The following is a 10433-nucleotide window of genomic DNA, read 5'->3' on the forward strand; positions in this document are numbered from 1 at the left end:
AGGCGGGTCAGAAGACGAGGTCCTCCTCGGTGTCGGCGCGGGCAGCCTCGGTCGGGGAGCGGGTGCTCGCCGCTGCCGGTCCGGGTGAGGTGGGATCGTCCTGCTCGCGGTCTTCCGCGGCGGCCAGCTCGTCGAGGACGACGTCGAGCACCCGCACCGCCCCGGCCTTGTCCAGCGGGTCGTTGCCGTTGCCGCACTTGGGCGACTGCACGCACGACGGGCAGCCGCTCTCGCACTCGCAGCTGGCCACGGTGGCGCGGGTGGCCTGCAGCCAGCGGCGCAGGACGGCGAACCCGCGCTCGGCGAAGCCCGCGCCGCCGGGGTGGCCGTCGTAGACCACGATCGTGGCCGCGCCGGTGTCCGGGTGCAGCGCGGTGGACACCCCGCCGAGGTCCCACCGGTCGCAGGTGGCCATGAGCGGGAGGATGCCGATCGCCGCGTGCTCGGCGGCGTGCAGCGAGCCGGGCAGCGCGGCGTCGTCCACCTCGGCCCGGGCCACGGCCCGCTCGTCGAGGGTCAGCCACACCGCGCGGGTGCGCAGCTGCCGGGCGGGCAGGTCGAGCGGGAACTCCGCCAGCACCTCGCCGGTGCCCAGCCGCCGCCGCTGGTAGGCCACCACCTGGTTGGTCACGTCGACCAGGCCGGTGTGCGCGGTCACCGGGCCCAGCTGCCAGGAGCGGTCGGTGGACACGACGGACAGGTCGGTGACGTCGCGGGCGACCGTCGTCCACTCCGGGCTCTCGGCGTGCACCACCGCGCAGGCGTCGTCGATGCAGAACTCGTCGACGACGTAGGTCTCGCCGCGGTGCACGTAGAGGGCGCCGGTGTGCACGGTGGCGTGCGCGGCGTCGCCGTCGACGGTGCCGAGCAGCCGCCCGGTGGTGCCCTCGACGATGCTCACCGGTTCGAGGCCGCTGCCCCGGATGTCGACGTCCGGCCGCCCGCGCCCGGCCCAGTACCAGCCGGTCGGGCGGCGGCGCAGCAGCCCCTCGGCGACCAGCTCCTCGACCCGCGCCTCCGCGGCCGCCCCGCCGAACTCGGCGAGGTCGGCGGGCACCAGCGGCAGCTCCGCCGCCGCGCAGCACAGCTGCGGACCGAGCACGTAGGGGTTGGTCGGGTCGGTGACCGTGGCCTCCACCGGCCGGCCGAACACCGCCCGCGGGTGGTGGGCCAGGTAGTGGTCGAGCGGGTCGTCGCGGGCCACGAACACCACCAGCGACTCCCGCTGGGCCCGCCCCGCCCGGCCGGCCTGCTGCCACAGGGAGGCCAGCGTCCCCGGGTAGCCGGCCAGGACGACGGCGTCCAGGCCGGCGATGTCGATGCCCAGCTCGAGGGCGTTGGTGGTGGCCACCCCGAGCAGCTGCCCGGCCGACAGCGCCCGCTCCAGCTCGCGGCGCTCCTCGGGCAGGTAGCCGCCGCGGTAGGAGTCCACCCGGGGGGCCAGGTCGCCGCGCCCCCGGTCCCTCAGCACCCGGCGGGCCTGCTCGGCGACCGACTCGGCGCTGCGCCGCGACCGGACGAACGCCAGCGTCCGGGCGTGGCGCTCGACCAGGTCGGCCAGCAGCGTGGCGGCGTCCGCGGCGGCCGAGCGGCGCAGCGGAGCGCCGTGCTCGCCGGTGCGCTCGGTCAGCGGCGGCTCCCACAGGGCGAAGGTGGCGCCAGGCCGCGGCGAGCCGTCCTCGGTGACGGCGACGACGGGGGCCCCGACCAGGCGGGTCGCCGCCGCGGCCGGCTCGGCGACGGTGGCCGAGGCCAGCAGGAACACCGGGTCGGCGCCGTAGCGGCGGCAGATCCGCCGCAGCCGGCGCAGCACGTGCCCGACGTGCGAGCCGAAGACGCCGCGGTAGGCGTGGCACTCGTCGACGACGACGTAGGCCACCCGGCGCAGCGTGCTCGACCAGCGCTGATGGGCCGGCAGCACGCCGCGGTGCAGCATGTCCGGGTTGGTCACGATCCACCGCGAGTGACGGCGCACCCACTCCCGCTCCTCGGCGGGGGTGTCGCCGTCGTAGGCGGCCGGGCGCACCGAGGGGTCGGCCAGCGCCGCGACCGAGGCGAGCTGGTCGCGCGCCAGGGCCTTGGTCGGCGCCAGGTAGAGGACGCAGGCCCGCGGGTCCTCGGCCAGCCGGGTCAGGCCGGTGAGCTGGTAGGCCAGCGACTTGCCCGACGCCGTCCCGGTGGCGACGACGACGGAGCAGCCGTCGCGGGCCAGCTGGGCGGCCTCGACCTGGTGCCGCCACGGCGCCCGGACCCCCTGGGCCTCGAGGCGCTCCCGCAGGTGCGGGCCCACCCACCCCGGCCACGGCCGGGTGCGGCTCTCCCGCACCGGCAGCCGGTGCACGTGGGTGACCGGTTGCTCCTCCTCCGGCGTCCCGGCGAGGACGGCGGCCAGCAGGTCGGCGCCGGGCAGGACCGCACCCTCTGGACCGGGGTCCGTGCCGGGAGGGGGAGCCGACCGGACCGGGTGGAGCGTGGTCACGCGATCTCCTCGCTGGCGCTCGTCGTCCGTGCGCCCACGGGTGATGGATCTCTGGGTGACCTCGCGAGCTCGGCCACCCCTCCACTGTCACACCTCCGGGCGACCCCGCGCTGCGCCCTCCGCGCCACCCACCGCGCCGCCCACAGCGCACCGTCGAGCTGTCGGAACAGCCTGTGACCTCCCTTACACTCACGCCGCATCCAGGTGCACGGACCCGTGCCGAGCGCCCGGAGCCCCGCCGACCGGAGCCTGGTGAGCCCCGGGGAGCAGCCGACCGCTGGGAGGAAACACATGCCGGACAGCGCACTCTCCGGTGGAGACATCGTCCTCGTGACGATCGTCCTCGCCGTCTCGATCGCCGCCCTCGCGTTCGCCGCCTACCTCGTCCGCGCCGTCATGGCCGCCGACCAGGGCACGACGACGATGCGCGACATCGCGCGGGCGGTGCAGGAGGGCGCGGCGGCGTACCTGCGCAGACAGTTCCGCACCCTCGGGGTCTTCGCCGTCGTCGTCTTCCTGCTCCTGCTCGTGCTCCCGGTGGCCGACGGCGGCTGGGGCACCCGCATCGGGCGGGCGCTGTTCTTCCTCGTCGGCGCCCTGTTCTCGGCGATGGTCGGGTTCATCGGGATGACCCTGGCCACCCGCGGCAACGTCCGCGTGGCCGCCGCCGCCCGCACCGGGGGCTACCGGCCGTCCTTCCGCATCGCGTACCGCACCGGTGGGGTCTGCGGGATGATCACCGTCGGTCTCGGCCTGTTCGGGGCCGCCCTGGCGTTGCTGCTGTTCGACGAGACCGCTCCCGTCGTCCTCGAGGGCTTCGGCTTCGGCGGCGCGCTCCTGGCCATGTTCATGCGCGTCGGGGGCGGCATCTTCACCAAGGCCGCCGACGTCGGCGCGGACCTGGTCGGCAAGGTCGAGGCCGGCATCCCCGAGGACGACCCGCGCAATGCCGCCACCATCGCCGACAACGTGGGTGACAACGTCGGCGACTGCGCCGGCATGGCCGCCGACCTGTTCGAGTCCTACGCGGTCACGCTGGTGGCGGCGCTGATCCTCGGCCAGGTCTTCTTCGGCGCGGTCGGGATGGTGTTCCCGCTGACCGTCGCCGCCATCGGGGTGATCGCCTCGGTCGTCGGCATCCTGGCCAGCAACCCCGGCAAGGGCGACAGCAGCGGCCTGGCACCGATCAACCGCGGCTTCTTCACCTCCGCGGTGGTGTCCCTGGTGCTCGTCGCCGTCGCCTCCTTCACCGTGCTGCCCAGCGTCGCCGACATCCCGGACACCGTGGTCAACCCGCAGGTGCTCGGCTTCGTCGCCGTGCTCATCGGCATCGTGCTCGCCGCGGCCATCCAGCTGCTCACCGGCTACTTCACCGAGACCAGCCGCAAGCCGGTCCGGGACGTCGGCCGCAGCTCGCTGACCGGCCCGGCGACGGTGATCCTCTCCGGGATCTCCCTGGGCCTGGAGTCGGCGGTCTACGCCGCGCTGCTCATCGGCGGGGCGGTGTACGGCGCGTTCCTCATCGGCGGTGGCGCCGCGCTCTACGCGGTCGCGCTCGCCGGGTGCGGCCTGCTGACGACGGCCGGCGTGATCGTCTCGATGGACACCTTCGGCCCGGTCAGCGACAACGCCCAGGGGATCGCCGAGATGTCCGGCGACGTCGACGAGGAGGGCGCGCGGGTGCTCACCGACCTCGACGCGGTCGGCAACACCACCAAGGCCATCACCAAGGGCATCGCGATCGCCACCGCCGTCCTGGCCGCGACGGCGCTGTTCGGCTCCTACAACGAGTCGGTCCGCGCCGCCCTCGAGGACGTCGACCTGGGCCAGGCGTTCAGCCTGGTCAACCCGAACAACATCGTGGGCGCGGTGATCGGGGCGTCGGTGGTCTTCCTCTTCTCCGGGCTGGCGATCAACGCGGTCTCGCGAGCGGCCGGCCGGGTGGTCTTCGAGGTGCGCGAGCAGTTCCGGACCCGCCCCGGGATCATGGACTACAGCGAGCGGCCGGACTACGGCGCGGTCGTCGACATCTGCACCAAGGACTCCCTGCGCGAGCTGGCCACCCCGGGTCTGCTCGCCGTCCTGGCGCCGGTGGCGGTCGGCTTCGGGCTCGGCTTCGGACCGCTGGCGGCCTACCTGGTCGGGGCGATCGCCGCGGGCACGCTCATGGCGGTCTTCCTCGCCAACTCCGGCGGCGCCTGGGACAACGCCAAGAAGATGGTCGAGGACGGCGCCTACGGCGGGAAGGGCAGCGAGGCGCACGCCGCCACGGTCATCGGCGACACCGTCGGCGACCCGTTCAAGGACACCGCGGGCCCGGCGATCAACCCGCTGATCAAGGTGATGAACCTGGTGGCCCTGCTCATCGCCCCCGCGGTCGTGAGCCTGTCGGTGGGAGAGGGGCAGAACACCGCGGTGCGGGTGGTCATCGCCGTCGTGGCCGTGGCGATCATCGTCGGCGCCGTCGTCGTCGCCAAGCGGCGGTCGGTGGTCGTGGGCGGTCCCGCCGCCGCACCGGTCGGCTCGCTCACCAGCACCTCGTCCTGATCGCACGCCGGGATCCTCCGGTCGGCCGGTGCCGGCCGGAGGATCCCGGCTCGATCTGTGGACAGCCGCCGTGGGTGTGCACGGATCCGCGGTGCCTGTCGCGAGGACTGCCTAACGTCCGGCCGCGCCGGTCCCGGGGTGGGACCGGCTCCGACGCCGGGAGGTCCTCGTGTCCACGATCACCGTCGAACCGGACGCCGTCGACGCGCTCGCCACCGACCTGACCGGCCTGGCCGGCGAGATGGCACGAGGGGCCGACACCTGCCGGTCGGCTGCCACGGCGTTCGGCGCCGCGCTGGGGGGCGACGTCGGTGCGGCGGCGAGCAGCGCCGCTCGAGCTTGGTCGGCGTCCCTGGACTCGCTCGCCCAGCACGTGGGCACGATCTCCGCCGCGTTGGTGTCCCTGGCCGCGGAGTACCGCGTCGCCGACGCCGCGCTGGCCGCGGGTCTGGACGATTCACGGCGCCCGGCCGGAGGGCCGCGGTGAGCGGGGCGGACGTGCAGACCATCGCCGACTGGGACATCGCCGCTCTGCGGCGGACAGTAGCGGACCTCGACGACGCCACCGACGGGCTGCCGGGCTGGCACCGGCTGCTCAACGACGCGTCCCACGTGCTGTCGGCCGGTCACATCTGGTCCGGCCCGGCCGCGCTGAGCGCCGCCGGAGCGTTGACGGAGCTGTCCTCGATGGCCGCCGTCGTCACTACTCGCCTCGCCGCGTCGCTGTGGGACCTCCAGCGGCTGGTGGTCGAGGCAGCCGCCGCCCAGGAGGCGGCGGAGGAGGCCATGGCACTCGCCGCTGTCACTGGGAACGGCCCCTACAGCGTGGTGCTGTCGCACCCACAGGTGGATCTCACCGGCGGCCAGCAGGAGGCTGCCGCGGCCCGTTTCGAGGCGCTCTCGGAGATCGCACGCCAGCGCGCCGCACAGGCGGCCCTGGCCGCAGCTGAGGCCACCGAGGACGTGGGGGAGCCCGGACACGTGGCGCCGCTGGCACCGGGCGGCGGGTACGGAGGGATCCCCGGCTCCTCCGGTAGGCCCATCGTGGTCCCGGATGTGCCGACCGGGGTGGCGCCCGAGGCGGCGGCCGCCTGGTGGGCTCGGCTGTCCGCGATGGAGCAGCTGGTCGTCGTCGCACGAGCACCGCAGGCGTTGGGCGCCCTGGCCGGCGTCCCGGCCCGGGTCCGGGACCAGGCCAACCGCACGGTCCTCGCCCGGGCGTTGACCGGGTGCAGTGGCACTGCCCGCGAGACGGCGGCCGCCGTGGCCGCCCAGGTCGCCGAGCTGGAGAAGGGAGGTCAGCAGGCGCAGGTCCTCGAGCTGGGTCTCGATGAGGGCCTGGCGGCGGTGAGCATCGGTGACGTGGACACCGCCGACGCCGTCGGCGTGTTCGTGCCCGGTACGGGCAACACGGTCGCCGACGACCTGGACGACCTCATCGACGACGCCGCCGCCGTCGGCGAGGCGGCGGAGGCGGCCGCGCCAGGTCTGGCGGTCGCCACGGTGGCGTGGATGAGTTACCGGACCCCACCGAGACTTCGCGACGCGGCCTTCAGCGACCGGGCGCACGTCGGTGGCCGCGCGCTCGACGCCACTCTGGATGGCCTGGCTGCCGCGCGGGTCGCCAGCTGCGCCCCGCCGGCCCGCGTCGTCACCTACGGACACAGCTACGGAGCCGTGGTCATCGACGAGGCGGTGGATGCTCCCGGGGACCTCGCCTCGGACGCCATCGTGGTGGCCGCTGACCCCGGTATGGACGGTCCGGCGTCCGACCTCGAGGTCGACGAGGTCTACCGGGCTCGTGCGCCGCTCGACCCCATCCGGCTCGTCCCGGACGACGTCCATGGTTGGTACGGAGACGACGATCTCGGCTTCACGGAGCTCCCGACGGACTGGGGCATGGGGCACTCCGACTACTACGGCCGCGACCACCCGACCGTGACCGCCTTCGGGGAGGTGCTCGCGGGCACGTTCCCGGCGGAGTGAGCGGGCCCGCTCCCGCCGGGAACACGGCGCGACTCCCGGCCATTGGATCGGGTGACGGCACGCCCACGGTGGGTCGCTGCGCCGCTCCTCGTCGGGGTCGTGGCCTACCGTGGCGTCGCCGAGGGCGTGCGGGCAGCGACCGCGTCGTCCGGCGCCGAGAAGACGGCGCCCGCACCGAGCAGTACCGACAGGAGCACCGTGGCACCCACGAAGACCGCGAACGGCAGCCGGACCGCCGCCCGCACCGCCGGCGGCACCAGCACCCCTGCCCGCCGTCGGACCGCCGGCACCGGCGGAGGGCGGCCGCTGGTCATCGTGGAGTCGCCGACCAAGGCCGGGAAGATCGCCGGCTACCTGGGCAACGACTACGTGGTCGAGGCCAGCGTCGGGCACATCCGGGACCTGCCGCGCAACGCTGCCGACGTGCCGGCCGAGCACAAGGGCGCCCCGTGGGCGCGCCTCGGGGTGGACGTCGACAACGCCTTCGAGCCGCTCTACGTCATCAGCCCCGACCGCAAGCAGCAGGTCAGCCGGCTCAAGCAGCTGCTGAAGGACGCCAGCGAGGTCTACCTCGCCACCGACGAGGACCGCGAGGGCGAGGCCATCGCGTGGCACCTGGTCGACACCCTCAAGCCGCGGGTGCCGGTGCGCCGCATGGTCTTCCACGAGATCACCCCCGAGGCGATCGCCCGGGCGGTGGCCAACCCGCGGGAGCTGGACCAGTCGCTGGTCGACGCGCAGGAGACCCGCCGCATCCTCGACCGGCTCTACGGCTACGAGGTCAGCCCCGTGCTGTGGAAGAAGGTGCTGCCCAAGCTGTCGGCCGGCCGCGTGCAGTCGGTGGCCACCCGCATCGTCGTCGAGCGCGAGCGGGAGCGGATGGCGTTCCGGTCGGCCGACTACTGGTCGCTCGAGGGGACCTTCGCCGTCACCGAGCAGAACGGCGGCGCCGACGAGGGGGAGCCGGCCACGCTGCGCGCCCGCCTGGTCAGCATCGACGACAGCCGGGTCGCCACCGGACGCGACTTCGACCCCGCCACCGGGCAGGTGACCGGGGAGGTCGTGCACCTCGACGAGGCCGGCGCCCGCGGGCTGGCCGCTCGCCTGGAGGGCCGGCAGGTCACCGTCAGCCGGGTCGACGAGAAGCCCTACCGGCGCCGCCCGTACGCGCCGTTCATCACCTCCACGCTGCAGATGGAGGCCGGGCGCAAGCTCGGCTGGTCCTCGGCGCAGGTGATGCGGGTCGCCCAGCGGCTGTACGAGAACGGCCACATCACCTACATGCGGACCGACTCGACCAACCTGTCGGACGAGGCGGTCAACGCCGCCCGCACCCAGGCCCGTGAGCTCTACGGCGACGCCTTCGTCCCGGCCGAGGCGCGCCGCTACGCCAAGAAGGTCAAGGGCGCCCAGGAGGCGCACGAGGCCATCCGGCCGGCCGGCGACAGCTTCCGCACCCCCGGCCAGCTCGCCGGCCGGCTGGCCCGCGACGAGTTCCGGCTCTACGAGCTGATCTGGCAGCGCACCATCGCCTCGCAGATGGCCGACGCGGTCGGGCAGAGCGTGAGCATCCGGCTGGCCGGGCGCAGCAGCACCGACGAGGCGGTCGAGTTCACCGCCAGCGGCCGCACCATCACCTTTCCCGGGTTCCTGCGCGCCTACGTCGAGTCCCGGGACGAGGGCGCCGCGGGTGACGACGACCACGGCAGCGACGACGCCGAGCGGCGGCTGCCCCGCGTCGAGCGCGGTCAGCGGCTCGACACCCGGGAGCTGGAGGCCAGGGGGCACACCACGACCCCACCGTCCCGCTACACCGAGCCGAGCCTGGTCGCCCGGCTGCAGGACCTCAACATCGGCCGGCCGTCCACCTACGCCTCGATCATGCAGACCATCCAGGACCGCGGATACGTGTGGAAGAAGGGCTCCGCGCTGGTGCCCTCCTTCACCGCCTTCGCCGTGGTGAACCTGCTCGAGCAGCACTTCGCCGCGCTGGTCGACTACGACTTCACCGCGACCCTGGAGAACGAGCTCGACGAGATCGCCAACGGGGCCCTCGGGCGGGTCGACTGGCTGACCGAGTTCTACTTCGGCGGCGAGGGCCGGCACGCCGGCGGGATCGCCGCGTCGGGCGGGCTCAAGCAGGTGATCGGCCAGCAGCTGGAGGAGATCGACGCCCGCGGGGTCAACTCCATCCCGCTGCGGGCTCCCGGGCCGGACGGCGAGCCGGTCGTCGTCCGGGTCGGCCGCTACGGCCCCTACCTGCAGGCCGGTGGGGAGGACGGCCCGCGGGTCAGTCTGCCCGAGGACCTCGCGCCCGACGAGCTCACGGAGGAGAAGGTCGCCGAGCTGCTCGCCGCGCCGAGCGGTGACCGGGAGCTGGGCACCGACCCGCAGACCGGGCTGCCGATCGTGGTCAAGGCCGGCCGGTACGGCCCCTACGTCACCACCGTGGTGCCCGAGGGCAGCAGCGAGGCTGCCCGGACGGCGAGCCTGTTCGCGTCGATGTCGCCGGAGACGGTCACCCTCGACGACGCGCTGCGGCTGCTGACCCTGCCCCGCACGGTCGGGACGGCGCCGGACGGTGAGGAGGTCCAGGCGCTCAACGGCCGCTACGGGCCCTACCTGAAGAAGGGCAGCGACTCCCGGTCGCTGGAGTCCGAGGACCGGCTGTTCACCGTCACCCTCGACCAGGCCCTGGCGCTGTTCGCCCAGCCCAAGCAGCGGGGACGGCGGGCGGCCGCGGCCCCGCTCAAGGAGCTCGGCCCCGACCCGGTCACCCAGGGCGCGATCACCGTCCGCGAGGGCCGGTTCGGTCCGTACGTGACCGACGGCGAGACCAACGCCAGCCTGCGCAAGGGCGACGACGTCGAGAGCATCACCCTCGACCGGGCCGTCGAGCTGCTCGCCGACCGGCGCGCCCGCCCGGCGACGAAGAAGACCGCCAAGAAGACGACCGCCAAGAAGACGACCGCGAAGAAGACGACGGCGACCGCCGCGAAGAAGACGCCCACCCGGAAGACCGCGAGGAAGGCGGGCACCGACGCCGTCCCGGCCGGCTGACGTCGACGCCTGCTTGCTGGGCGAGCGCCCGCGGCGGGTGCTCGAGCTGGGCGCCGGCACCGGGCTGCTCACCGGCGTCCTGCTCGCCGCCGGGCACGAGGTGGTCGCCGTCGTCCCGTCCGACGAGATGCTGGCGCAGCTGCGGGCCGGCCACCCGCAGGTGGCGGCGCACGTCGGCGAGGCCGAGGCCGTGCCGCTGCCGGATGCCGGCGTGGACGCCGTCGTCGCCGGACAGCCTGACTTCCGCAGCAAGCTGTCGGCCTGGTGACGGGAACGTGCTGGCAGATGGGATGACACGCCGATCGAGGGCGTGAGGGCTCCGGTTACCAGGCGGGTGAGGGCGGCGCTGTGCTGAAGGCCG

Annotated in this window: 6 protein-coding genes; 5 read left to right on the plus strand and 1 reads right to left on the minus strand. The window is 74.3% G+C overall.

Annotated features, from left to right (window positions below; translation table 11 throughout):
* Window positions 1-7 precede the first annotated feature (7 nt).
* Window positions 8-2479 carry a DEAD/DEAH box helicase gene (locus DQ238_RS21490; protein WP_233496172.1) on the minus strand — a complete coding sequence of 824 codons (2472 nt, stop codon included), beginning with the start codon at window positions 2477-2479 and terminating at the stop codon, window positions 8-10.
* A 291-nt stretch (window positions 2480-2770) separates the two neighbouring features.
* Here DQ238_RS21490 and DQ238_RS21495 point away from each other — a divergent pair, with 291 nt between their 5' ends.
* The 5 genes from DQ238_RS21495 (at window position 2771) to DQ238_RS21515 (ending at window position 10340) form a co-directional block, all read left to right on the plus strand.
* Window positions 2771-5026 carry a sodium-translocating pyrophosphatase gene (locus tag DQ238_RS21495; RefSeq protein ID WP_113783290.1) on the plus strand — a complete coding sequence of 752 codons (2256 nt, stop codon included), beginning with the start codon at window positions 2771-2773 and terminating at the stop codon, window positions 5024-5026.
* A gap of 169 nt (window positions 5027-5195) precedes the next feature.
* Window positions 5196-5513: a WXG100 family type VII secretion target gene (locus DQ238_RS21500; protein WP_113783291.1), complete on the plus strand. Its 318-nt coding sequence runs from the start codon at window positions 5196-5198 to the stop codon at window positions 5511-5513.
* Window positions 5510-7012: an alpha/beta hydrolase gene (locus DQ238_RS21505; protein WP_113783292.1), complete on the plus strand. Its 1503-nt coding sequence runs from the start codon at window positions 5510-5512 to the stop codon at window positions 7010-7012. The genes DQ238_RS21500 and DQ238_RS21505 overlap by 4 nt, the downstream gene beginning before the upstream one ends.
* A gap of 198 nt (window positions 7013-7210) precedes the next feature.
* Window positions 7211-10072, plus strand: coding sequence for a type I DNA topoisomerase (topA, locus tag DQ238_RS21510; protein WP_113783298.1), 2862 nt, complete (start codon window positions 7211-7213; stop codon window positions 10070-10072).
* A 13-nt stretch (window positions 10073-10085) separates the two neighbouring features.
* On the plus strand, window positions 10086-10340 hold the full coding sequence (locus DQ238_RS21515; RefSeq protein ID WP_113783293.1) for a class I SAM-dependent methyltransferase: 255 nt from the start codon (window positions 10086-10088) through the stop codon (window positions 10338-10340).
* Window positions 10341-10433: the final 93 nt, after the last annotated feature.

Origin of the sequence: Geodermatophilus sp. TF02-6 (assembly GCF_003319115.1) — a bacterium.
Classification (GTDB): domain Bacteria; phylum Actinomycetota; class Actinomycetes; order Mycobacteriales; family Geodermatophilaceae; genus Geodermatophilus.

Coding starts and splice junctions, on each gene's coding strand:
- DQ238_RS21495 (WP_113783290.1), top strand. CDS start 2,771: ATGCCGGACAGCGCACTCTCCGGTGGAGACATCGTCCTCGTGACGATC.